Origin of the sequence: Hadarchaeum sp. (SeqCode), from assembly GCF_049969415.1 — an archaeon.
Taxonomy (GTDB): Archaea; Hadarchaeota; Hadarchaeia; order Hadarchaeales; family Hadarchaeaceae; genus Hadarchaeum.
Genome location: NZ_JBMFOX010000020.1, coordinates 1 through 22,516 on the forward strand (window position 1 = coordinate 1; position 22,516 = coordinate 22,516).

General features: G+C 53.8%; 25 protein-coding genes. 12 read left to right on the forward strand and 13 right to left on the reverse strand.

Annotated features, from left to right (window positions below; genetic code table 11):
• The 3 genes from ACP5PX_RS05350 to ACP5PX_RS05360 form a co-directional block, all read left to right on the forward strand.
• The coding region (locus ACP5PX_RS05350; protein ID WP_428084717.1) for a hypothetical protein at positions 1–231 on the forward strand (231 nt) is incomplete at its 5' end.
• A 387-nt stretch (positions 232–618) separates the two neighbouring features.
• Positions 619–1,581, forward strand: a complete 963-nt coding sequence (locus ACP5PX_RS05355; protein ID WP_428084719.1) for an ABC transporter permease — start codon at positions 619–621, stop codon at positions 1,579–1,581.
• Positions 1,582–1,590: 9 nt separating this feature from the next.
• Positions 1,591–2,526, forward strand: a complete 936-nt coding sequence (locus tag ACP5PX_RS05360; protein ID WP_428084721.1) for an ABC transporter permease — start codon at positions 1,591–1,593, stop codon at positions 2,524–2,526.
• On the opposite strand, the gene ACP5PX_RS05365 is transcribed toward ACP5PX_RS05360, so the two are convergent.
• From ACP5PX_RS05365 to ACP5PX_RS05375, 3 genes are all read right to left on the reverse strand, one after another.
• Positions 2,514–2,798: a DUF504 domain-containing protein gene (locus tag ACP5PX_RS05365; RefSeq protein ID WP_428084723.1), complete on the reverse strand. Its 285-nt coding sequence runs from the start codon at positions 2,796–2,798 to the stop codon at positions 2,514–2,516. The two genes, ACP5PX_RS05360 and ACP5PX_RS05365, sit on opposite strands and share 13 nt — an antisense overlap.
• Before the next feature lie 16 nt (positions 2,799–2,814).
• Positions 2,815–3,450, reverse strand: a complete 636-nt coding sequence (locus tag ACP5PX_RS05370; protein ID WP_428084725.1) for an MBL fold metallo-hydrolase — start codon at positions 3,448–3,450, stop codon at positions 2,815–2,817.
• 250 nt (positions 3,451–3,700) lie between these two features.
• A complete protein-coding gene (locus ACP5PX_RS05375; protein WP_428084727.1) occupies positions 3,701–4,792 on the reverse strand; it encodes a radical SAM protein in 1,092 nt (363 codons plus the stop codon).
• A 59-nt stretch (positions 4,793–4,851) separates the two neighbouring features.
• Here ACP5PX_RS05375 and ACP5PX_RS05380 point away from each other — a divergent pair, with 59 nt between their 5' ends.
• The 4 genes from ACP5PX_RS05380 (at position 4,852) to ACP5PX_RS05395 (ending at position 9,892) form a co-directional block, all read left to right on the forward strand.
• Positions 4,852–5,718: a ribose-phosphate diphosphokinase gene (locus tag ACP5PX_RS05380; RefSeq protein WP_428084729.1), complete on the forward strand. Its 867-nt coding sequence runs from the start codon at positions 4,852–4,854 to the stop codon at positions 5,716–5,718.
• Positions 5,719–5,727: 9 nt separating this feature from the next.
• On the forward strand, positions 5,728–6,759 hold the full coding sequence (locus tag ACP5PX_RS05385; protein WP_428084731.1) for a methyltransferase domain-containing protein: 1,032 nt from the start codon (positions 5,728–5,730) through the stop codon (positions 6,757–6,759).
• A gap of 45 nt (positions 6,760–6,804) precedes the next feature.
• A complete protein-coding gene (rnz, locus tag ACP5PX_RS05390; RefSeq protein ID WP_428084733.1) occupies positions 6,805–7,722 on the forward strand; it encodes a ribonuclease Z in 918 nt (305 codons plus the stop codon).
• A gap of 208 nt (positions 7,723–7,930) precedes the next feature.
• Entirely contained in the window at positions 7,931–9,892 is a 1,962-nt protein-coding gene (locus tag ACP5PX_RS05395; RefSeq protein ID WP_428084735.1) for a PAS domain-containing protein, read from the forward strand.
• A gap of 126 nt (positions 9,893–10,018) precedes the next feature.
• Here ACP5PX_RS05395 and gltA read toward each other — a convergent pair whose 3' ends face one another.
• From gltA to glmM, 6 genes are all read right to left on the reverse strand, one after another.
• Positions 10,019–11,458 (reverse strand): NADPH-dependent glutamate synthase, encoded by a 1,440-nt coding sequence (gltA, locus tag ACP5PX_RS05400; RefSeq protein ID WP_428084737.1) that lies wholly within the window; start codon positions 11,456–11,458, stop codon positions 10,019–10,021.
• A gap of 2 nt (positions 11,459–11,460) precedes the next feature.
• Complete coding sequence (locus tag ACP5PX_RS05405; protein WP_428084739.1) at positions 11,461–12,291, reverse strand: sulfide/dihydroorotate dehydrogenase-like FAD/NAD-binding protein; 831 nt, start codon at positions 12,289–12,291, stop codon at positions 11,461–11,463.
• Between the two features lie 78 nt (positions 12,292–12,369).
• Positions 12,370–12,789, reverse strand: coding sequence for an RNA-binding domain-containing protein (locus ACP5PX_RS05410; RefSeq protein ID WP_428084741.1), 420 nt, complete (start codon positions 12,787–12,789; stop codon positions 12,370–12,372).
• A complete protein-coding gene (locus ACP5PX_RS05415) occupies positions 12,779–13,354 on the reverse strand; it encodes an AAA family ATPase (protein WP_428084743.1) in 576 nt (191 codons plus the stop codon). The genes ACP5PX_RS05410 and ACP5PX_RS05415 overlap by 11 nt, the downstream gene beginning before the upstream one ends.
• The gene (locus ACP5PX_RS05420) at positions 13,354–13,587 is read right to left on the reverse strand and encodes an Lrp/AsnC family transcriptional regulator (protein ID WP_428084745.1); all 234 of its coding nucleotides are present in this window, start codon (positions 13,585–13,587) and stop codon (positions 13,354–13,356) included. Before ACP5PX_RS05420 ends, ACP5PX_RS05415 begins: the two co-directional genes overlap by 1 nt.
• Positions 13,588–13,652: 65 nt before the next feature.
• The gene (gene glmM / locus ACP5PX_RS05425; protein WP_428084747.1) at positions 13,653–15,011 is read right to left on the reverse strand and encodes a phosphoglucosamine mutase; all 1,359 of its coding nucleotides are present in this window, start codon (positions 15,009–15,011) and stop codon (positions 13,653–13,655) included.
• A gap of 156 nt (positions 15,012–15,167) precedes the next feature.
• Here glmM and trxA point away from each other — a divergent pair, with 156 nt between their 5' ends.
• Entirely contained in the window at positions 15,168–15,596 is a 429-nt protein-coding gene (trxA, locus tag ACP5PX_RS05430; RefSeq protein WP_428084765.1) for a thioredoxin, read from the forward strand.
• 6 nt (positions 15,597–15,602) lie between these two features.
• On the opposite strand, the gene trxB is transcribed toward trxA, so the two are convergent.
• The 4 genes from trxB to hypD form a co-directional block, all read right to left on the reverse strand.
• The gene (gene trxB / locus ACP5PX_RS05435) at positions 15,603–16,535 is read right to left on the reverse strand and encodes a thioredoxin-disulfide reductase (RefSeq protein ID WP_428084749.1); all 933 of its coding nucleotides are present in this window, start codon (positions 16,533–16,535) and stop codon (positions 15,603–15,605) included.
• Between the two features lie 66 nt (positions 16,536–16,601).
• Positions 16,602–17,153: a TMEM165/GDT1 family protein gene (locus ACP5PX_RS05440; protein ID WP_428084751.1), complete on the reverse strand. Its 552-nt coding sequence runs from the start codon at positions 17,151–17,153 to the stop codon at positions 16,602–16,604.
• Between the two features lie 77 nt (positions 17,154–17,230).
• Positions 17,231–17,584, reverse strand: coding sequence for a HypC/HybG/HupF family hydrogenase formation chaperone (locus ACP5PX_RS05445; RefSeq protein ID WP_428084753.1), 354 nt, complete (start codon positions 17,582–17,584; stop codon positions 17,231–17,233).
• Positions 17,577–18,785 carry a hydrogenase formation protein HypD gene (gene hypD / locus ACP5PX_RS05450; RefSeq protein WP_428084755.1) on the reverse strand — a complete coding sequence of 403 codons (1,209 nt, stop codon included), beginning with the start codon at positions 18,783–18,785 and terminating at the stop codon, positions 17,577–17,579. Before hypD ends, ACP5PX_RS05445 begins: the two co-directional genes overlap by 8 nt.
• 163 nt (positions 18,786–18,948) lie before the next feature.
• On the opposite strand from hypD, the gene ACP5PX_RS05455 reads away from it, so the two are divergent.
• The 4 genes from ACP5PX_RS05455 to ACP5PX_RS05470 all read left to right on the forward strand — a co-directional run.
• Complete coding sequence (locus ACP5PX_RS05455) at positions 18,949–19,995, forward strand: 4Fe-4S dicluster domain-containing protein (RefSeq protein ID WP_428084757.1); 1,047 nt, start codon at positions 18,949–18,951, stop codon at positions 19,993–19,995.
• Positions 19,992–20,807: an FAD/NAD(P)-binding protein gene (locus ACP5PX_RS05460; protein ID WP_428084759.1), complete on the forward strand. Its 816-nt coding sequence runs from the start codon at positions 19,992–19,994 to the stop codon at positions 20,805–20,807. The genes ACP5PX_RS05455 and ACP5PX_RS05460 overlap by 4 nt, the downstream gene beginning before the upstream one ends.
• A 1-nt stretch (position 20,808) precedes the next feature.
• Positions 20,809–21,552 carry an NADH:ubiquinone oxidoreductase gene (locus ACP5PX_RS05465; RefSeq protein ID WP_428084761.1) on the forward strand — a complete coding sequence of 248 codons (744 nt, stop codon included), beginning with the start codon at positions 20,809–20,811 and terminating at the stop codon, positions 21,550–21,552.
• The coding region (locus ACP5PX_RS05470) for a Ni/Fe hydrogenase subunit alpha (RefSeq protein WP_428084763.1) at positions 21,549–22,516 on the forward strand (968 nt) is incomplete at its 3' end. The genes ACP5PX_RS05465 and ACP5PX_RS05470, both read left to right, overlap by 4 nt.

Genomic DNA, 22,516 nt, shown 5'->3' on the forward strand with positions numbered 1-22,516 from the left:
CCCCACCTTTTGGCCAATATGATTCCTGAGGGAGCCTCGCTGGAGATCACGGTACCCTACTTGGTCGGTTCGGCAAGCGCCACGATTCAGATCGGGTCGCAGGCATCGATAGTCGCTCCAATTAATCTCTCATTAACGCCCGCCTTCTGGGTGGCCATCGTTACCACGATACTGGGCATTGCGGCTAGGGTTAGCCAGCGCCGGTACAAGAAGCATGAGGAACAGAGCTAAGCAGAATATAAAGAGTTGATTTGGAATCAGTTGAGTTCAAACTATTTCTTAATTTGCATATTAATTCCGGCCGAAATTTTTCAGCGCAATTGGGTTCAGTTCAATGCAAATGTGTTTAAACTCTTGACTCAATGAAATTCACAAGTTATTTAAATAAAATGTAGTAAGAAAATGTGTATGACTAAAAATTCTCAGGGAACGTGGAAATCTTGTTATCCCATCCGGACTGGTGATGCTTCAGCACAAAATTCATCTTGTCTTTCTAAAGGCCTCGATTCATTAAGGCAAGATGCAAGAGGTTCCGGACCGATTGCTAGGGGAAGGTTTCTGATATTTGATTCAAGTAAATCGAGAATTGTCTTTCCTATTCTTTCTATAGTGGGCGCTTTGCTTCTGGGTGCAGTTTTCATTTCTTTATCGGGCCATGATCCCGTTGCGGCCTACGCGGCGCTCTTTATGGAGGCCTTCGGGAGCGTGAACGGTATAACCGACACGTTGGTCAAAGCGGCCCCTCTCTTGTTGGCCGGCGTGGGTCTGGTGGTGGCCTACAAAGCCTCCATCTGGACCATAGGTGCCGAGGGACAGATTTTGATAGGCGCGCTCGCGGCAGTCTGGTTGGGCCTAAACGTGAAGGGAGTTCCGGGATCCCTGTTGATTCCGGTTATTATGGTGGCCAGTTTTCTGGCGGGAGCGGGACTAGCGATGATTGCCGGAGTTCTCAAGGCCAAGATAGGAGTTAACGAGATCATCACCACGCTTATGTTGAATAACATCGCCTCATACTTCATCCTTTACTTGGTCAGCGGCCCGATGAAAACGCCTGAAGTCGGTTACAATCAGACCAGAATAATTACCTCTGAGGCCTTTTTACCCATCATCATTCAGGACACCCGGCTGCATGCGGGTGTTTTGTTGGCAATTTGCGCCGCTATCTTTGTTTACGTTCTGGTGGAAAAGACTTCACTGGGCTATAAGATCAAAGCGGTCGGTCACAGCCCTAAGGCAGCCAAGTATGCGGGGATTAGCATGTCTCGGAATATCCTGATTGTGATGTTCGTGAGTGGAGGTCTCGCTGGCTTAGCGGGAATGGGTGAGGTGTTGGGGGTACACCACCTACTGATGCTTGACATCTCACCAGGTTATGGTTACACGGCCATTCTGGTGGCCCTTCTGGCTAGGCTGAACCCCATCGCGACCATCGCTTCTGCCTTTCTCTTTGCCGGGCTACTGAACGGCTCAGTTGCCATGCAGAGAGGAGCCGGCGTGCCGTCCTCTCTGGTCCTGATCATACAGGCACTGGTCGTCATATTTGTGCTAGCAAGTGAATATGCGACTAGGGAAAAAAGGTGAGGGATTGGGATGGTCACCGAAGCGGAAATCATCACCGGGCTTTTGTCGAGTACGGTGAAGCTGGCGGTCCCGCTACTGTTGGCGGCTATCGGGGAAATTTTCTCGGAGCGTTCCGGTGTCCTTAACCTGGGGATGGAGGGGATGATGTTGGGCGGGGCCTCGGCCGCCTTTATCGGGTCCTATTACTTCAACCTGTGGATTGGCCTTTTGTTGGGGATGCTGGTCGGAGGAATCATCGGGATCATTATGGCCTTTATGAGCGTAGTCCTGAGGCGGAACCAAATCGTGGTCGGTGTCGTATTGACAATCTTCGGATCCGGTTTGAGTTCTTTCCTGTTCCGAATGTCTTTTATTACTGCAACAGCTTACCCCACGATAACCGGATTTCAAAGCGTGGATATCCCTATTCTTAGTCAGATACCTTGGCTAGGTCCAATACTATTCCAGAACAACGTCTTGGTTTACTTGGCTCTGCTGACGGTGCCGGTGGCCGGAATTTTCCTTTACAAGACTACCCATGGTCTAAAGATAAGGGCGGTTGGTGAAAACCCAAGGGCGGCCGATTCACTGGGCGTAAATGTGATCCGTGTTCGCTTCATTTGTGTGGTTTTTGCCGGATTGATGGGAGGACTTGCTGGAGCTTATCTTTCCATCGGGCATATGAACATCTTTCGAGAGGGTATGACGGCGGGCCGGGGCTACATTGTCCTTGCTCTGGTCATATTTGGAACTTGGTCCCCCTACAGGGCTTTGGCAGGCTCGTTGCTCTTCGGTGGAATAGATGCTCTGGGCTCTCGTTTTCAGATTTTCAAATTTGGTATCCCCTATCAGTTCGTGTTGATGTTACCTTACGTGCTCACCATTGTTGTCCTCATTCTGGTGTCGCTGAGAAAAGGTTTGGTCCGGGGAGCACCAGCAGCCCTGGGAACCCCCTACGAACGCTGAGAGGTCCTTTGGCCGGCATCAAGTTTTTTCTCGTATCTTACCATTCCATAGACCTCGATTTTGACAATACGATGGTAGGGGATGTAGACCTCTCCTTCAGGAGAATTCACTTTCATGAATCCGGGCCCCAGCTCCACTATCTCGCTCCCCTTGATCTCGCGTTTGTTTTCCGGAGCGCCACGGTGGATGATGGTAATCTTCGCATCACCGAGTTTTTCCCTGCCGCCCCACCTGATCTTATTTAGAACTTCCCGGGCCCCTAATGGAACCACCCAAACACCGCTGGCTTCAAATTAGCTCAAGGGCAGAAAGTATCAGCTCGTGGGCGTTGTCCTCTGCTGAGGGTCCGTGTCCGGGGTAAAGGCTTTTTGGCTTGATCTCGGCGAGCCTTTTCAGCGATTTGGCTAGCGCGCGGTAGTCTCCGGTGGGGAGGTCGGTTCTTCCCACGCCTTCGTAGAAAACGGTGTCGCCGGAAAAAAGCGCGCCGAGCCGAGATTCGTACAGACAGATGCTGCCCTGGGTGTGGCCGGGAGTGTGGATGACCTCGAGCACGGATTTTCCCAGCTCGATGCGGTCGCCATCGTGGAGTTCTCTGGCCACCTCCACGGGTTCAGGATAAGCCCCGAAAAAGTGGGCCATCGTGACGCGCCGGTCCCCGTTTCGAAGCAGCGCGGCCTCGGATTCATGGATGGCTATCTTGCATCCGGCCTTTAGGAAGTTCCAGTCGCCGCCGGTGTGGTCAAAGTGGCAGTGGGTATTGATGAGGAGGTTGATATCTCTCGGCTTCAATCCAAATTTCTCCAGGTTCTGAAGGACCGTTTTAGAGTTTTGCCCTGTTCCAGCATCGATGAGCGTGATGACGTCGTCGATGATCAAATAAATGTTGGAATCGAATCCCAAACCACCGATTTGATGCAGCTTCATGGAAATCATCCTAAACCGTCATCACCAGTAAAAATAGCTTTTACGAAATAAAAATCACGTTGGCTTACTTTGGTTTTTGAGGAAAAAGTTGGTTGTATAAGTTAAAAAAACGCCGCTTTATTTTGCGGTCCACCGAACTCGCCCATTCTTCAACACCTCTGAAATTTGGTAGACATGATGCATGTGATTCATTCACCGGTAATTTAAGACCTAGCCAAAAGTAAAAGTTTGAAAACGGAAGATTCTGAGTTTAGGTTATTACATTTTTCAGGCCCACTTTTGCAGCGATTTTTAATGCTTCGGAGAATTCCTCCGGCCTTAGCCCCCTGTTTATTTCCTCAAACTGATCGGCGCGATAGCAGGCCCGATACTGATCCATGATGTTGACCCTGACCATGGGACCGAGATTTTCGGCAATCCATTTCAAGATTGGCCGGGTGCAGCACTCGACGTGATTTGGCAGCACGAGGTGGCGGATTATGAGTTCAGCGTCTTCGAAGGCCAACCGGTGATTGCGCGCCACGATTTCGAAATACCGAGGAACTTTGGAGTAACGCTGCGCGCAGTTGTCGTTGCCGTACTTGAAATCGGCCAAGTAAATCTCTTGGGTGCCGGAGAGCAGCGCCATCGATTCTGGGGATAGATACATGTTTGAATTCCACACGCTGGGAATGTTGGCTTCGCAGAGCTTCAACGCCTCCAAGATGGTGTGCAGGTTCGGGGTTGGCTCGCCGCCCACAAAGTTGACATTTCTGGCTCCTTCCTTGGCGGCATTTTCAATCAGCCGGGCTAGGGCACGGGGCGAGACCGGGGCGCCTTCATCTGGGTACTGCGAGATGTCCCAGTTCTGGCAGTACTGGCACTTGAAGGTACAGCCGCTGAAGAAGATGGTGTAGCTAGGTACCAGCTCCGGCTCCTCACCGTGATGCATAAATTCCGAGGCGATCCGAGACACCGCACCCACGCCACAGGCACCCTTCTTTCCCGCAGTTCGGTCAACCTCGCATCTTCTCTCGCAGAAGTGGCAGGATTTCAGAACCCTTTGGGCCAGCTCGATTTTCAGATCCAGAAGCGAGGTCTCCGGAGTTTCCAGTTCATCTAGGCCCAGCCGATTTTCGTCCAGCTGGGAAAGAACGCTGCGCAGTTCTTTCAAACTCTTTTCATGAGCATTCCAGAGCTCTTCGGTTCCTGAGGAAAGGGCCACGCCGGCGTCTATCCGTTTGCATACCAGAAACTTGGCCGGGAGCCTCTTCTCCATCACCGCGAAATAGCGGCGCAGCGCAGACCTCGCCTTCGGGTCTTGGAGCACTTCAACGGCATCTGGGCGGAGAACACGCCACAAAGAAGCCACCAATTAGCATTAAATAAGCTGCGGTGTTAAAGAATTTCGCAGAGGATGATATGATCGTCATATCCGGTTCCGCCTCGCCAAAGCTCTCGGCCAAGGTGGCGAGCCTGCTCGGTGCCGAGCTGATCAGCGCCGAGGTCAAACGTTTTCCCGACGGAGAACTTTACGTCAGAGTCGATGCCGAGTTGAAGAGAAAACCGGTGGCGGTCATCCAATCGACCTGTCCGCCTCAGAACGACAACTTGGTTGAGCTCCTCCTCCTGCTGGACGCTGCGAAGGATCTCGGGGCAGAGAAGGTCATCGCCGTGGTGCCCTACTTGGCTTACTCCCGCCAGGATAAGCGGTTCAAGCCCGGGGAGGCCACAAGCCTGCGCACCGTGAGCAAGTTGATCAGTCAGTCGGGAGCAGAGGAGTTGATCACGGTTGATATTCACCAGGAGGAGACCCTCGGCAATTTCTCCATTCCGGCATTTAACCAGACCGCGATGCCACTGATCGGACGCTATCTCAAGGGTCTGAACCTCAAAGATCCGCTCATCATCGGCGCCGACCAAGGATCGATAAAGCGGGCCACCAAGGTCGCGCTGGAGCTGGGGGCCGAGCACTATTTCTTGGAGAAACGGAGGATTTCGCCCGAGAACGTGGTGGTTTACCCCAAGAATCTGGAGGTTCAGGGTCGCGACGTCGTGATGGTCGACGATATCGTCAGCACCGGCGGCACCATCATCGGCGCGGCCAAAATACTGCAGGAGCAGGGCGCGCGGGAGGTTTACGTTGCCTGCGCCCATCCTGTTTTAGCCGGAAATGCCGCGCAGAGGCTGAAGGACGCGGGTATTAAACAGATTATCGCCACGGACACGATAGAAAAGGACGTGAGCGTGGTTTCGGTCGCGCCGTTGATCGCAGAACTCTTGAAGTAGGTTTTTGGGATGTCAAGGCTGATGTTTGTCCTCTCCGGTGAGCATAAAACGCTGCCGGCGGCGGAGGTGGAGGCGGCTATCAAGGCCGAGCGCAAGTCGTTCAAGTTGGTGGAGCAGCTCGACCAGCTCTTGGTGCTGGAGACTAAGGCCAATCCTGAGATCTTGGCTTTACGCTTGGCGATGTGCCGCGAGATCTGTTATCACCTCTGCACCTCCGGAGCCACCGAGGAGGAAATTTTGGAGGCGGTCGGCAGCTCGGACATCGTTGACCTAATCCCCCACGGAAAGACTTTCGCGGTCAGGATTGAGCGGGTGAAGCGGAGTTCTCCCTCGATTGACACGATCGAGCTGTCAAAAAAGGTTGCGGGAATGATTGCGGAGGCGGTCGACTTCAAGGTGGATCTGGCCAACCCCCAGCTGGAGCTGCTCGGCATTTTGACGGGAGATCACTGTGCCTTTGGAATCACAGCCGCGGTAGTTGACCGGAAACAGTTCACTAGGAGAAGGCCAACCGCTAGGCCTGCTTTCCATCCCGGCACCCTGAAACCGGTGCTGGCTAGATGCATGGTGAACCTAGCCCGGACACCACGCGGGGGGACCTTTTTGGACCCCTTCTGCGGTGTCGGCGGCATATTGCTCGAGGCGGGAATCATCGGGGCCAAGCTTGTGGGCGTCGATATCGATGAGGGGATGATCAACGGCGCCAGAACTAACCTCGAGTCCATGGGTATCCAAGATTTCCAGCTGTTGGTCGGCGATGCCCGCAGGTTGTCCGCCCTAGAGGTGGACGCCGTAGCTACCGACCCCCCCTACGGCCGCCAGTCCAGCACGGCGGGGACCAAGCTCGAGGAACTTTACCGCGAGGCGCTGCCTTCGATTGCCGGGGTGCTGAAGCGGCGGGGATATCTGTGCATAACTTCGCCGGCGGAGCTGGAGCTGGAGGAGCTGGCCGTTGGCGCCGGGCTGGTGAAGGTTGAGCAGCACGAGCAAAGGGTGCACCGCAGCCTGACGCGACAGATTTACGTTTTCCGGAAAAAATGACCGCAGCTATTTAGCCTTGTGAGGAGTTCTAATTTTTGTGACTCCATGAAGCTGATCTTTCTGGGGACCAGCGGGAGCATTCCGACCTCACGGCGCAACATCCCGTCGGTAGCGCTGAAACTGAACGGAGAGATTTTGCTCTTCGATGTCGCTGAGGGGACGCAGCGGCAGATGGCCCGCGCCCACCTCAGCCCCATGAAGGTCTCCTCCGTATTCATTACCCACCTCCATGGGGACCACTTTCTCGGGCTGGCGGGTCTGATTCAGACGATGGCGCTACTCTTCCGCAGCGACCCGCTTGAGGTCTACTGCCCGGCGGGGGAGCGGGAGCGGCTGGAGGCCTACCTGAGAATCCCGCACTACACCCTCACCTTTGAGGTCATCATCCGGGAGCTCAAGCCTGGCGACGAGGTCCGCCGCAGGGGCTACCGGATACTGACCTCAGGGGTCGACCATCCCGTGCCTTCCTTGGCCTATGCGCTTGTCGAGGACGACCGCCCCGGCCACCTCGATGTTAAGAAAGCGGAGGCATTGGGGCTGAAACCCGGCCCGATTTTCGCTCGCCTGAAGTCCGGGCAGAGCGTTAGGCTGGAGAGTGGGACCATTGTCAGGCCAGAGCAGGTGATGGGTCCGGCCAGACCTGGAAGGAAAATAGTATATACAGGAGATACCAGGCCGAGCGAGGGCATGGTGGATTTTGCCCGGGGAGCCGATGTTTTAATTCATGATTGTACGCTGGGTGATGAACTGGCGGAGAAGGCTGAGGAGAATTTCCACTCGACCCCGAGCCAGGCGGCCGAAATTGCTCGGCGCGCGGAGGTCAAACAGCTGGTTTTGATCCACATCAGCCCGAGGTATGACGACAGCTCCGCTTTGCTGGAGCAGGCGAGAAGAATCTTTCCGAACACATTGCTGCCAGACGATTTGACGGTTCTCGAAATTCCGTTTCAAAATGACATTTAGTTGGTTTTTTGATGACGATTTCTTGCCATAGGCAGTCTTATATGCTGGTAGCACGAAAGGTTAATCAAACCATAGGGCAAACCACGGCAAAAAGCGACTTGGAGGCTCTTTTTTCGAGAGGTTACCTGGGTTTCAAGTTACCGCGGGAGGAAAGTAAATTAGGGCAAGACGGGAGAGGAAGAAGGGTGCCGAAGACCCCAGTTTACGCATGGAGCTTGAGAGAAGTCGGCTAATTTTGGATGGCATTCAAGAATTGATTGCCTATCAGGATTTAGAGAACAGAGTTTTGTGGGCCAACAAGGTATCGGGGGATTCGGTTGGTTTAGCCCCCGAAAAGCTGGTGGGCAGATTTTGCTATGAAATCTGGCACCGGCGGGACCGGCCCTGCGAAGGGTGTCCGGTGGTAAAGGCGAGAGAAACCGGCCAGCCTCAGGAGGCCGAGATCACCACTCCCGATGGAAGGGTATGGTACATAAGGGGTTATCCAGTTCGTGACGAGAGGGGCCGGGTTTTGGGCGTTATCGAGATTACTCACGAAATAACGGAGCGGAAGCAGTTGGAGTTAGAGATGCAGAAGGCGCGGGAATTGGCCGAGGGCATCGTTGACACCGTTCGTGAGCCCCTGTTGGTCTTGGACGCCGATTTGAAGGTGGTTTCAGCCAATCGGACCTTTTACCAGACTTTTAAGGTAACTGCTGAGGAGACCGAAGGACGCCGTATCTATGAGCTCGGCAACCGACAGTGGGACATTCCCAGACTTCGGGAACTGCTTGAGGAAATCATTCCTCCGAACACCTTCTTTGAAAATTTCGAGGTGGAACATGATTTTCCAAACATCGGGCGCAGGATCATGTTGTTAAATGCCCGTCGGATACACACCAAGACCAACAAGACGCTGCTAATCCTCCTTGCGCTGGAGGACATCACCGAGCGCAGGCGGTCGGAAAGAGCATTGAGTGAGTCTGAGGAGAAATACCGGTCCTTGGTCGAATCCTCGGACGACTCGATATATCTGCTTGACCGGGAACTGAGATTCCTCTTCGCGAATCGGGCAGCGCTGAACCGGCTGGGGCTGACATCAGAACAAGTGTTGGGGAAATCCTTTGCCGAGATTTATTCCGCAGAGGCTGCGGAGAGGCTTGCTGAGGCGGTGAAGCGGGTGTTGGAGACAGGCAAACCTGTGCAGCAGGAGCACTGGAGCGAGAGACTTCATGGCGCCTTTCTCAGAACCTTAAGCCCAGTAAGAGACCCGAATAGTGGCGAGGTCACGGCCATCACCGTGGTCTCCAAAGAGATAACCTCCCTCAAGATGATGGAGGCCTCCCTCCGTGAGGCAGGGGAAAGATTGAAGGCGATAATTGACTTTTCCCCGGATGCCATCATCATCACCGATTTGCAGTACAAGATAATTGACTGCAACCTCTTCGCGCTGAAGTTGCTCGATATAGAAAGCAAGGAGGAGTTGATAGGCAGAGACATGCTGGGGTTGATCTCTCCCCAGACTCGCAACGAAATTGTCCGGAGCATTCAGGAAGCCATGGAGACGGGAGTGGTAAGAGACGTGAGACATGAGCTGATGAACGGCTATAGGATTCCGGCCGAAATTTCCGTTTCCGCAGTACCAGACGCGACGGGTAAACCATCGTCACTGGTTTTCGTGATAAAAGATATCACAGAACAAGAGCGGGAAAAGGAGCGGAGACGGGAGTTCATTTACCGGGTGAATAACATCTCTCCCGGAGATTGCTGTCTCCACAACTCCCACCAGGCCTTGTACAACATCTTCGCGCAGCTAACTCTGCAAGGTGTGCCTGGAATTTGCTTTACCCGGGAAAAGCCGGAGGATCTAGCCAAGTTTGGTATCACCAGAGACAAGGTGGTCGTTATTTCTTCAGTGCCTCTCGCCGGGTATGAGACGTTGGACGGACTCCAGCAGGTCAGCCTAAGGATTGCGGAATTTCTCAAAGAAAATCGGAAATCGGTGGTGTTGCTGGACGGTCTCGAGTATCTTGTAAGCCGATGGGGTTTCGACACGGTTTATCGCTTTCTCCAAGAAAAGCGCTTCAGCTTTTTGGAGAGCGAAGCCGTTCTTCTCGTTCCCGTGAACCTGTCGGCCTTCAGCGACCGGGAGCGGGCCCTCATCTCCACCGAGTTAAAGGTTATCGGCTAAGGGTACAGTGGTAAATAAATCGTGCGGGCTCAGACTGGAGTTTCCGTTCATTATTTTTCACGTAACCCTCTTTTCCTCATCGCCCATCATTAATGTAGGTTCATTATCTTTTTAGGTTTAGGTAGTTCAATGGGTTTTACTGGCTTTCCTTAGACTTCCACCCTTAGAGAGATAATTGTCTATGGCTCTGGCGGCCTTCTTTCCGTCACCGATGGCGGAGATCACCGTTGCCGAACCCCTGATGATGTCGCCGCCGGCAAAGATGCCCTCGCGACTTGTGGTGCAGGTTTTCTCATCAACCTCAAAATAGCCCCACTTGTTGGTCTTGACTCCGGTGGCGCTTCTGGCCACCAGCGGGTTGGCCATAGTCCCGATTGCATCTATCACCATGTCGACCTTGATGACGAAGTTAGAGTTCTCAATAGGGATCGGCTTCCTCCTTCCTGACTCGTCCGGTTCCCCGAGCTTCATCCTGATGCACTCCATCCCCGTCACGTTGCCCTTTTCGTCCCCCAGAATTCTCACCGGTAGTGTCAGAAACTCCAAGATTACGCCTTCCTCCTCCGCGTGGACTATCTCCTCCTTTCTCGCCGGCGCCTCATCTCTGGTCCTTCGGTAGACAATGCGTACCTCCTTGGCCCCGAGCCGGAGGGCGGTCCGGGCGGCGTCCATCGCCACATTGCCCGCCCCGATGACCGCGACCTTTTCCCCCACCTTGATGGGCGTGTCGTACTCGGGGAAGCGGTAGGATTTCATCAGGTTGGAGCGCGTCAGAAATTCGTTCGCCGAGTAGACGTCGTTCAGGTTTTCTCCCGGGATTTGCAGGAACTTTGGTGCCCCGGCCCCGTTGGCGAGGAAGATGGCATCGAATTCCTCGGCTAGTTCGTCAACGCTTTTGGTCAACCCCACCACGAAGTTGGTGACGAATTGAATCCCAAGATCCCTTGCCTTGTTGATCTCCCACTCGACGATCTCCTTGGGCAGCCTGAACTCAGGGATGCCGTACATCAGGACCCCGCCCAGCTTGTGCAGGGCCTCGAAAATGGTCACCTCGTAGCCCTTCTTGGCCAGATCCGAGGCGCAGGTGAAGCCCGCGGGACCGGAGCCCACGATGGCCACCCGCTTTCCATTTCTGGCCTCGGGCGGTTTTTCCCTGATGTTGTTTTTCCTTGCCCAGTCGGCGACAAACCGTTCCAACTTCCCGATGAAGATGGGCTTGTCCTGCTTGGCGTAGACGCAGGTCTTCTGGCACTGTTCCTCCTGAGGACAGACCCGGCCGCAGACCGCAGGCAGGCTGTTGGTCTTCAGTATTTCTAGGTAGGCTCCCGCGAAATCTTCCTCGACTATCTTTTGGATGAATCCCGGGATGTTAACTTCGGCAGGGCATCCCTCAACACAGCCGGGTTTTTTGCACTGCAGGCATCTCTGGGCCTCGTAGATGGCGTCCTCCACCGAGTAGCCCAGTGGAACCTCGTTGAAATTTTTGATCCTCTCCTTAGGTGGCTGTTCAGGCATCGGGCGCGGTGGTCTCTTCATCCGCTCGGGGATGGGTATCGGTTGGGCCATGTTCACCCTCCGGAACTCTTATAAAGCTCGTAGGCGAGCCGCTCCTGCTCCCTGTAGCGGGAAAGTCGGTTGATGAACTCCACCCAATCGACGAGGTGACCATTAAACTCGGGGCCGTCGACGCAGGCGAACTTTGTCTGCCCGGCGACCGAGACCCGACAGGTGCCGCACATCCCGGTGCCGTCGAGCATGGTTGCGTTCAGGCTGGTGATGGTCTCCACCCCGTAGGGCTTGGTGACCTCGCAAACGGCCTTCATCATCACCGCTGGACCTATGGCCCAGATCTTTTTCACCGGTTCCCCGCTGCGGAGCAGTTCGGCGAGCGGTCCGGTCACAAATCCCCTCCGTCCATAGCTGCCGTCATCGGTGGTGACGAGCAGCCTATCAGTAACCTTTCTCATCTCATCCTCCATTATCAGCAGCCCCTTGGTCCTAGCACCGATGATCCCGATTACCCGGTTGCCCGCCGCCTTCAGCTCTCGGGCAATGGGGTAAACCGGGGCCACGCCGATGCCTCCTCCGACCACGACGACAGTCCCGTAGTTGGCGATCTCTGAAGGTATGCCTAGCGGACCGACCAGAGAAAAGAGTTCCTCGCCCTCTTTCACCTTTGAAAGCATGGCCGTGGTCTTACCCACCACCTCGAAGACCATCCTGATTGTTCCTTTCTCCCGATCGTAGTCGGCAATCGTCAGCGGTATGCGCTCCCCCTTTTCGTGGACCATTAAAATCAAGAACTGTCCCGGCCTAGCCTTCTTCGCGATCAGCGGCGCTTGGACAACCATGGAAAACACGTGCGGGGCAATTTCCTCTTTTGAGATTATTCTGACCATGTCCGACACCGTGGTTCACGATTGAAATAAAAAGTGTCTGAGGTGTTTTAAATTTTATGCCCGCGAACTGGCCGGGAATCAGCCCTGAACCTCTTCGCTGCTCAGCTCTTGAATCGGTTTACCTTCGTGGGTGCGGGGTGCGAGGTAATCAATTAGGCGTTCGATGTCGGGAGCCTCAAGGTGGACAATAATCGGTCCCAGCGGAGATTCTCCATCGGTGAAGCTGACCTTGCCGACGAAGGCCACCTGTTTGTTCAGCATGAATTCGGTGGTATTGCCCTTCCGGTTGGCGAGCATCGTCGACCTGGCCGTGTCTAGGATTGCCTGTTGCCGGAGCAGCTGATGGAGCTTGGAGAGTGCCTCGATTTCGGTAGATTCTCCCACCAGTTTTTGTCCCCAAAGTTGTAGGTTCAAGGTTGGAAATATGTTCTTCACCGCGGCCTCGACCCTCTCCCGCGACTCGGTCAACCTGATCTCGGTTTCCACCCTAAGTTTCAACGGACTTACCCCCAACGATTTTTCCGAAGATTTCCTCCACTTTTTTACGTAGATCCTCTAGGCTCCCTTCGTTCACGATAATGAAATCGGCCAAGGCAAGGGCATCGCCTAGGCCCCAGCTCAGCTCCCGTTTATCCTTTTGTTGAAAACTTCTGATGTCGGCGGTATCGTCGTCTCTTCTTCGACACGAGGTTCTCAAATATCTCGTTCGCTGACTTGACCAGCACCCGAGGAGATGAAAATTCTTGCCGAAGGCCTTTCGGAATTCTTTGACTTCGGCCATGCCTCGGATGCCGTCAACGACGACCATCTGGTGGCCCCTGCTCAGTTTTTTTATCAGCGGGATGCAGCGCTTGGCCACGGCGCCCAACCCTTCCTTTTTACGGAGTTCGTTGGAAAGCCGCCCCACGTTTTTTTCGGTGATCTTTTTTCCGCGGCGTCTCAGCTCCTCCCAGACGATGTCCCCCATTCGGACGCTGGGGGCGCCCATGCTCGCGAGAATCCGAGCCACTTCAGTCTTACCTGATCCGGGCAGCCCGACGATGCCTATGATCTGCGGAGCCATTACAATTCGACCACGATCAGCGTAGTGGTGTTGGTCACGCCGGGAATGCTCCTGATGTCGCCGAAGATGGCCTTCGTCAGTTTTTCCAGCGAATCGACCTCGATTCTGGCGACGATGTCATACGGGCCAGCGACGGCTTCGGCCTTTTTCACTCCTTCAATGAGCTTTACCTTCTTAAAAACTTCGGAAGTTTTGCCGGGCTCCGCGGAGATCAGGCTATATGCGCTTACCATTCCGATACCTCCAATTCATATCTTTCCCGCTTTCCTTAAAAAACCGCTGAGGGTCTCCCTTTTTTCTATAGCTTCAAAAGTTCTCTGATTTTGTTCAAACCGATTTCTTTGAGCCTTTCCCGCTCGGCCTCGTCCCGTCCTTCGACAGCGAAACGCACCTTTGGCTCGGTCCCGGAGGGCCTGACCAGCACCCAGCTGCCGTTTCTGCGGTTGACCCGTAGGCCGTCAATTTCGACAATCTCTTGAATCTCATCAATGCTGGTCAGAAGATGATCGCGCATTGAACGCATGAATTCCTCCTTTATCTCATCGGGGCACTCGAAGTCGCTGAGGTACATCGGGTAGTCCGGCACCCCTTCCGAGATTATCTCCGAGATCGGCTTCTGCTCGGCTGACAGCAGCTCCAGAAGTTTGGCGGCGCAAAAGATGCCGTCCGCCCAAGGGCCCAGCTCGAGAAAAACCAGTTTACCGGGCTCTCCGGCGAAACAGGCGTGGTGCTCCAGCATGGCCTCGGTAAAATCACCGAGCCCGGTTCGAACGACCTTTCCTCCCGCTCGTGTCACGACTTCGTCAATGGCAACCGAGGTATTGATGCTGGTTACAACCTTCCCGCCGCTAGCCCGCGCCACGGCGAGTTCCGCGAAAAGGGCGATGATGGCATCCGGTTTCACGAAGTTGCCCTGTTCATCCACCACCGCAATCCTGTCGGCATCACCGTCGTGCGCCAGCCCGATGTCGGCGTTCACTTCGCGCACCGTGGCCATGAGATCGGTGAGGTTCCAGGGCTGCGGCTCCGGAGACCTTCCCGGGAAGTGGCCGTCGGGATGGGCGTTGAGCGTTACGACCTTGCAGCCCAGCTCCCGGAGCAGCAGCGGTGTCACCAGAGAACCGGCACCGTTGGCACAATCAATTACCACCTTAAGGCCGGACTTTACCTTCACCAGCTTCTTGATGGCTTGGAGATAAGGTGTAATTGGCTCGTATCTTCGCACCTGGCCCAGTTCATCCCATTCACAAATTTTGCTCCCGCCGCTGAGGAAGATGCGTTCTAGGGAAACCTCGTCCTCGGTTAGAAATTCAGTTCCGTCTGAACGGTAGAGGGCGAGACCGTTGTCACCCGGCGGGTTGTGTGAGGCGGTGATGATGGCGCCGGCCCCTGCCCCCAAAGATCGAGTGGTAAAGGCGAGGCAGGGTGAGGGCACAATCCCGATTTCGATGACGTCCGATCCTCCGTAGATGAGTCCGGCGGTGAAGGACCGGGCCAGCATCTCCCCTGAAGTTCTGGTGTCCAGTCCTACCACCACCTCACCACCGTTGACGTATTCCGCTAGGGCTTGGCCGAGCTTCAGCATTAGTTCCGGAGTTACCTTCGTCGCTATCGGTCCCCGGATGCCTCTGGTGCCGAAAAGCTTTTTGCCGAGCATGCGTCATCCCATAAACACGTCAGTCCCAGTTAATCTATCTTTTTTACATTATATAGTCGCAGCTGATTTCAGTATCCCGAGTTCACAGCGCTTGTGTAGCAACTGGCCTCGGCGCAAGCTTTTTCTAAACTTAATCTCCTCGTTGTCGAATTGGGGGTGGGGATAATCTCCGAGGTCATTGAATGGAATGAGGAGCTGGAGAGGATAAGGGAGAGGAGGCTAAGGGAACTAATGCGAAGATCGAGCGGTGAGGATAGTCCAGCTTTGGGCAGACCGGCAGATCTCAACGCCGCCACTTTCCGAGAGTTGGTCAAGAGACATCCTCTCGTCGTCGTTGACTGCTGGGCGCCGTGGTGCGGGCCATGCCGTCTGATTGCTCCAATTGTTGAGGAACTGGCCCAGAAATATGCGGGAAGAATAACCTTCGGCAAGCTGAATGTGGATGAGAATCCCACGATTGCATCCGAGTACCAGATTATGAGCATCCCCACTCTTTTGATGTTTAAACAGGGTCGGCTGGTGGACCGGATCGTTGGGGCCCTGCCGAAGAATGCCTTAGAAACTAGGATTGCTCGTCTGCTCTGAAAGTTTTCAGCCCTGGTAGTGGTAAGGCCTTTTAATGTGACCAAAAGCGTCGATGGTCGCGATGATCGCCTGACCCACGGCCACGCCAACCTGTTTGACCGGAGTTGCGGTCACATCACCGGCAGCGTAGACCCCGGGGATGTTGGTCCGCTGCCGGCTGTCCACGACGATGTAACCGTGATCGTCGACCTTTACCCCTGCCGCCTTGGCCAGCTGGCTGTTGGGGATTTCCCCCGCTTGGATGAAAACGCCGTCGATTTTCAACTCGCTGGTTTCCCCAGTTTTGTTGTTGAAGAGAACCACGCTTCGAACCACATTATCTCCCTTTATTTCCCTGACTTCGGTGTTCCACAGTATCTCCACGTTTCGCTTGAGCAGATCTTTCACATATGCTTCCTCTGCCCTTAGTCTCTCCCTACGGTGGGCCAGCTTGACGCCGCCAGCGATGTTTGCTAGGTAGATGGCAGAAACCGCGGCCGAGTTGCCCCCACCAACGACCAAGACGTTTTTACCGCGGAAAAAGGCGCCGTCGCAGACGGGGCAATAGCTCACACCCCGGCCGCGAAACTCGCTTTCACCCGGCACCCCCAGCTCTCGGAGACTACAGCCTGTGGCGATGATTACGGCGGAAGCCTCGTATCCCCCCTTTTCCGTTTTGATTCGTTTTTTCTCACCAGCCAAGTCAAGCCCAATAACTTTTTCAAACTGTTTGATCGGCACCCCGAATTTTTGACAGTGTTCCGCCATCTTGGCCATCAGCTCCTGACCGCTTATGGAGGGGAATCCGGGGTAGTTTTCTATTAGCGGTGAGTCGGCAGCTGTTCCTCCGGGAATTTTCTCCTCGATGATTAAAGTTCTCAGCCCGCTGCGCACACCGTAGAGGCCTGCGGTCAGCCCGGCTGGACCGGCGCCGATTACCACCAGTTCCCATTCTTCCATGTTATCACTTTAAATCAAGCATTTTTCAATATAAATCGATTTTATCGACCGCCAAACGATTTGTGTTTAAATTAGGAACAGCATCCCGAAAATCAAAAAGACCCCGCCGGTTATTATTTTGAGATATCTTCTGGGGAGGAGGCACATCAGTTTTTGACCTATTGAAAAACCAACCCCCATGAGAAGGGCAAAGGCGACCGACATTCCGGCGAAGACCAGCAGCGGTGAGTTATATTTTACGGCAAGCGCGATGATCGAGAACTGCGTCTTGTCGCCAAGCTCCATCAGGGCCACCATCGAGAAGGAGGTCAGCAGTGCCGATTGGCCCTCTTTGAAGCACACTTTTTCATCATCTTTTAGGACCAAGGTTCTTATGCCGAACAAGATGAAGATGGCCGCGCCGGTTATTTTTAACAGCTGAAGCGGCAGCAGGTCCGCCAACGCTGTTCCAGCGAGGATGCTCAGGCCATCAACAATGAGAACGGCCAGCATGGCTCCGATAAAAACGGGCGGGCCACGATATCGGCAGGATAGCGTTATCGCAGCTAGCTGGGTTTTATCACCCAGTTCAGCGAGGGCGATTATACCAAATGTCGTTAGTAGTGGTGTTAGGTCCATTTGAATCTTAATAACTTACATTTAACTCCCATAAAGCCATTTGACTGACCTGTAGAAAGAACCACAGGCCGGAGAGATTACTCATTTTCTCCAAATTCGGCTGGAATGTCCTCGATGGATTTATTAATTCCGAAGGCGCGCAGCAGCGTGTTCATCTCTCGGTTTGCCTTTTCCTTGGCGGTGGTTGCATCGACTCCGGAGTTGATGAGTTCCTCCTCAATCAGATCCCGGTAGACGGCAATGTTGGACATGAAGTCCTCTGGACCGATGCTGCCGATGGCAATTCCGGCGTGGATCATCACCAGCTGCCCGGGCGAAATGCCTTCAAAGCCAACCAAGACATCTCGTCTTACGCCCCCTAAGTCCACCGTGGCGATTTGGCCACGGACCTCAATTACCTTGGCAGGTACTCCCCAGCACACCTTAACCACCCCGCCGCGTCTCCACTGTTAACCCACCTGCCCCCTGTCTCGCCCAGACATTACAGGTGCCTTCAGAAGATACCATGCACGGCCCCCATGGTTTGGCCGGAGAGCAGCCCTTCATGAACAGAGGACAGTCCACCGGCTTTGAGATACCGACGACGACTTCACCGCACTTGCATCCCGAAGGCAGATCGTCCCCTGTTTTGGCCTGAAGGTCAGTCTCGAACCTTGTTTCTGGAATGCCGAAGCATTTCAGGGCATCGAACTTTTCAAACAATTCTCCTTTGAGCCTCAAGCCACTCTGCGGTATGGTTCCCAGACCCCTCCAAACGGCATCAGTCCTCTCGAAGATGGACGCGATGGCATCCTTCGCGTAGACGTTTCCTTCCCAGCGGACCAGCCTCTTGTATTCTATCCTCGTCTCAGCTCGTTTTTCCTTGAGCATGAGCAATATTTGGGCAACGGCCATCAGCACGTCGATGGGTTCAAATCCGGCAACAACGGTGGGCAGGTGATGTTCTCTGGGGAGAAAATCCCAGGCAGAAGCCCCGATTATTGCCGAGACGTGGCCCGGGGCAATTATCCCTCGGATTGGGAGCAGCCCCCGATCTTGGTGGACCTTAATAGTGTATTTCATCGCCGGGGGCGTCAGCCTGATGGCGTTGAGAAATTTTAGGTTTTCTGGAACCAGTCCAGCCCTGAAAGACAGCGCATAGCTCGGCACGGTGGTTTCGAACCCGATCGCGAAAAAAACGCTTTCCCTTCCCGTCCTTCTGGCTTCGGAAATGGCGTCCAGATAGCTGTAGACGACCCTGACCTCGCCACCGCAGGACTTAGCTTCCTCAAGGTTGGCAGGATAACTTAAGCTTGAGCCACGGAGCTTGAGGACATCCCCATAGGTGTAAATCCTCACCCCTTCCAGCGCCAATTTAACTGCAGCGTCGACGTAGCTGGCGGGGGTCACGCAGACCGGACAGCCCGGCCCGGCCACTAGGTCGAGAAAGGGCGGAAGTAAAGATCTGATTCCGTATCTGGTCGTGGTCCATTCATGGGTCCCGCAGAAATTCATTATTTTTATCGTTTCAACATTTTCCCGGTCCTTGATCTCCTCGGCATGCTCATTGATGGTTACCTTGAGCTTATCCGCTAGAGCCAAGTTCTGCCTGAAAACCTCCCTTATCTGGTCCTGATCCAGGGCCGCGACCATGCGCCAGCACCATCTCGTCTATTGGGAAGGGTGTTAATAAAGCACCGAGTTCAAGAATCTCAATTTAGAATTTTTTAAATCCTAGTTTATTTTCGATGACAAAGTTTAAATGCACTCGTTCATTAGTCTGAAAGAAGCAGGAAACGGGCGTGGTGGTGGAAGGTTGGAAAAATACCTCGTGGCCAAAGCAAGCTTCCTTAAACGGATAGATCAAGAAATCAGCGAGGGTAAGGAAGTCATCGCGCCGGTAAAGCAGGAGAATCAGGCCAACTTCCACAGGTTGAGGTCCACCAAGGAAGTTCTCTGGGGTGGTCCGCAGACGGTTCTCTCGGCGAAGGCCATTGTTTTTCCACCAAAGGAGGAGCTGCTCAGGTATGAGGTTAACGATGAAATCAGGGTTCAGCCCAGCGTTGAGACGAAACCGCTAATCCTGCTGGGAGTGCACCCCTGTGACATCAACGGCATATCGCTGCTGGATAAAGTTTTCACGGAGAAGAATGTGGACGAGCACTACGTTAAGAAGCGGGAAAATCTCACCATCATCGGAGTTGAATGTTTGGAACCCTGTTCTCAGGAATCTTTTTGCTATCGCAAGGATTCCGTCTTTCCCTGGGATGGATTCGATCTCTTCCTGACGGACATGGGAAGGAACTTTTTTGTTGAAGTCGGTTCGGCGAAGGGGGAAGCGCTTATCTCAGAGCTGGGAAGTAAGGCCACGCAGGCCGATTTGGAAAAGGTCAAGAAGATCAGAAAAGAAAGGGACGCGCTGTTTGATCAGGAGCAGCGGAAGTTGAAGCCCAAGCTTTCAGATCTACCCCGGCTGTTAAGGGAGAATTACGATTCGCCCGTTTGGACCGAGCGCGGTGCCAAGTGTTTTGGCTGCGGCTCCTGCAACATGGTCTGTCCCACCTGCTACTGTTTTGACGTCCGGGACTGCGTCGAACTGGATTTGAAACACGGTAGCCGCTCAAGATGGTGGGACGGGTGCATGCTCACCGATTTCACTAGGGTGGCCACAGGTGAGATCTTTCGGGAAGATCGGGGGGCAAGGCTCCGTCACCGGACGTACCGTAAGGATTGTTATCTCTTTGAAAAATGGGGGCGGAGTTTTTGTACTGGGTGCGGCCGGTGCGGGAAAGCCTGTTTGACGAAGATAGTTGACCCTCTAGACATCGCCAATGAAATTTATGGAAGGAGCAGATCCAGATGACGATATACAAGCCGGAAATTGCGTTGATAAAAAGGGTTGAGGTGCTGACCGAGACGGAAAGGCTGTTTGATCTGGAGATGCTCTCGGGAAAAAGATTGGATCACCGACCGGGTCAGTTTGTGGAGCTATCTATTTTCGGCGTCGGTGAGGCCCCAATCTCGATCTCGTCAGCCCCTTCTGAGGATCCCACCTTCCAGCTTTGCGTTAGAAAAATTGGCAACGTAACCACGGCCATGCATGCCAAGAAGCCAGGGGATAAGGTTGGTATTCGGGGACCATTCGGCAACGGCTTTGACTTGAACGATTTCAAGGGCTGGGACGTGCTGTTGATCGGCGCTGGCTTGGGGCTGGCCCCGCTCCGGTCGTTAATCTGGGCAGTCCTGAATTCGAGACAGGATTTCGGCAGGGTTTATATCATCCACGGTGCTAGAAGCCCCTCGTTGCTTCTATTCAAGGATGAGCTGAAGGAGTGGGAGAAAAGGACTGATGTTGAGTTTTACTCAACAGTTGACGTGGCCGATGAGACATGGCGCGGAAATGTGGGCGTCATCAGCACGATAATTCCACAGGTGAACTTTGATCCTGAGAACACCCAAGCGGTGATAGTCGGCCCGCCCGTGGTTTACAAGTTCGTCATCAAAGAGCTGAAGAACCGAGGGATGGCAGATAAGAACATCTGGGTGGACCTTGAGAGGAAAATGAAATGCGGGGTGGGCAAGTGTGGGCATTGCCAGATAAACAACCTTTACGTTTGTCAGGATGGTCCAGTTTTTCGATACGATAGGATTAGAAACCTACCGGAGGCGATATGAGATGAAACCAAAAGTTGCCTTCTTTGACTTTGCCTGTTGCGAAGGCTGCCAGCTGACCGTTCTTTCCATTGGGGATAAGCTTCTGGATCTCTTTGAGTCAGTTGAAGTGGTTAACTTCCGCGAGGCCTCCAGCTATAAGGGGCAAGATTACGACATCGCATTTGTTGAGGGTTCGGTTGCGACGCCAAAGGACATCGAGAGGGTAAAGGAGATCAGGAAGCGGGCTAAGGTGGTGGTGGCCCTCGGTGCCTGCGCCCACATCGCCGGCGTAAATGCCATTAGGAACTTCCACAACCAGCAGGAGATCAGAAAAATGGTCTATGGAGATAAGGCTTGGGTATTCGACTCAATATTGGCCCAGCCGATCGACGCAGTGATCAAGGTGGACTATTACGTCCCCGAGTGCCCGATCGACAAGGAGGAGTTCCTCCGCTTTGTCACCCAACTTCTGAACAAGATGAAGCCCTTCATTCCAGATTACCCTGTCTGTGTGGAGTGCAAGATGAAGGGAAATGTCTGCAATTATCATAAGCCGAATCCGATCATCTGTTTGGGCCCAGTAACGAGGGGAGGGTGCGGCGCCATATGTCCATCGGCCGGCAACGCCTGCGAGGGCTGCCGTGGTTTAGTGCCGGATGCCAACTTGGAGGCGATGGAATGGTTGTTAAATGAATATGGCATCTCCGCAGAGGACAAGTTCCGGTTCTATAGGATGTACAACGGTTTGATGGGGATGAAAAAATGAGCGGCAAGGATCTGGATATATACATTCACCACCTCACCCGGGTCGAGGGCCACGGAAATATTCTGGTGGATGTAAAGAATGGCGAACTGAAGGAGGTTAAGCTTGAAATAATCGAGTCACCGAGGTTCTTTGAAGCGATGCTAGTTGGCCGGCGCTTTCCCGAGGCGGTTCACATCGCTTGCAGGATCTGCGGCATCTGTTCCATCTCTCACACGGCCGCCTCGATAAAGGCCGTTGAGGACGCGCTGGGAATCAAGCCGACGTGGCAGACGGAGACTCTGAGAAAAATATTAATGGATGCTGAGATGCTGGACTCTCACGCGCTGCACACCTTTTTCCTTGCTGCTCCGGATTTCTTTGGACTACCCTCGGTAATCCCGATGGCTTCCACCCACCGCGACATCGTTAAAACGGCAATCAATCTCAAGAAGCTGGCCCATGATATCTGCGACGTTATGGTGGGCCGACACACTCATCCGATTTCAATGGTGGTAGATGGCTTCACCAACTTGGTGACTGAGGAACAGCTGGCCGGACTTTTGATGAAAATAAAACAGGCGCAGAAAGAAGACATTCCGCGGATGCTGGATTTCTTCTCCAAGCTAAAGTTTCCCGATTTTGAACGAAGGACCAATTACAGCTGTTTGGTCAACCCTGAGGAGTATCCCTTTTATGATGGGATGATAAAATCCTCCGAGGCCGGTGTTTTCAAGCCCCGGGATTACAAGCAGAAGATTGCCGAGCGCGTCGTGGACCACTCTACGGCCAAGCATGCCTTTGGTCCGGTGAAGCCCTACATGGTCGGTGCGCTTGCTCGGTTCAACACCAACTATAAACAGCTGCTGCCGGAGGCCCAGAAGGCCGCCGAGCTTTTGGGTCTGGAGGCACCGAGCTACAATCCTTACCACATAACATTGGCCCAGATGGTCGAGATTGTCCACAGCTTGGAGTCCATGACCTGCCT

What these genes read in the sequence shown, in the direction of transcription:
- ACP5PX_RS05360 (WP_428084721.1), top strand. Translation starts at nt 1,591, where the DNA reads ATGGTCACCGAAGCGGAAATCATCACCGGGCTTTTGTCGAGTACGGTG.
- ACP5PX_RS05370 (WP_428084725.1), bottom strand. Translation starts at nt 3,450, where the DNA reads ATGAAGCTGCATCAAATCGGTGGTTTGGGATTCGATTCCAACATTTAT.
- ACP5PX_RS05380 (WP_428084729.1), top strand. Translation starts at nt 4,852, where the DNA reads ATGATCGTCATATCCGGTTCCGCCTCGCCAAAGCTCTCGGCCAAGGTG.
- ACP5PX_RS05385 (WP_428084731.1), top strand. Translation starts at nt 5,728, where the DNA reads ATGTCAAGGCTGATGTTTGTCCTCTCCGGTGAGCATAAAACGCTGCCG.
- rnz (WP_428084733.1), top strand. Translation starts at nt 6,805, where the DNA reads ATGAAGCTGATCTTTCTGGGGACCAGCGGGAGCATTCCGACCTCACGG.
- ACP5PX_RS05395 (WP_428084735.1), top strand. Translation starts at nt 7,931, where the DNA reads ATGGAGCTTGAGAGAAGTCGGCTAATTTTGGATGGCATTCAAGAATTG.
- gltA (WP_428084737.1), bottom strand. Translation starts at nt 11,458, where the DNA reads ATGGCCCAACCGATACCCATCCCCGAGCGGATGAAGAGACCACCGCGC.
- ACP5PX_RS05405 (WP_428084739.1), bottom strand. Translation starts at nt 12,291, where the DNA reads ATGGTCAGAATAATCTCAAAAGAGGAAATTGCCCCGCACGTGTTTTCC.
- ACP5PX_RS05415 (WP_428084743.1), bottom strand. Translation starts at nt 13,354, where the DNA reads ATGGCTCCGCAGATCATAGGCATCGTCGGGCTGCCCGGATCAGGTAAG.
- ACP5PX_RS05420 (WP_428084745.1), bottom strand. Translation starts at nt 13,587, where the DNA reads ATGGTAAGCGCATATAGCCTGATCTCCGCGGAGCCCGGCAAAACTTCC.
- glmM (WP_428084747.1), bottom strand. Translation starts at nt 15,011, where the DNA reads ATGCTCGGCAAAAAGCTTTTCGGCACCAGAGGCATCCGGGGACCGATA.
- trxB (WP_428084749.1), bottom strand. Translation starts at nt 16,535, where the DNA reads ATGGAAGAATGGGAACTGGTGGTAATCGGCGCCGGTCCAGCCGGGCTG.
- ACP5PX_RS05440 (WP_428084751.1), bottom strand. Translation starts at nt 17,153, where the DNA reads ATGGACCTAACACCACTACTAACGACATTTGGTATAATCGCCCTCGCT.
- hypD (WP_428084755.1), bottom strand. Translation starts at nt 18,785, where the DNA reads ATGGTCGCGGCCCTGGATCAGGACCAGATAAGGGAGGTTTTCAGGCAG.
- ACP5PX_RS05460 (WP_428084759.1), top strand. Translation starts at nt 19,992, where the DNA reads ATGACGATATACAAGCCGGAAATTGCGTTGATAAAAAGGGTTGAGGTG.
- ACP5PX_RS05465 (WP_428084761.1), top strand. Translation starts at nt 20,809, where the DNA reads ATGAAACCAAAAGTTGCCTTCTTTGACTTTGCCTGTTGCGAAGGCTGC.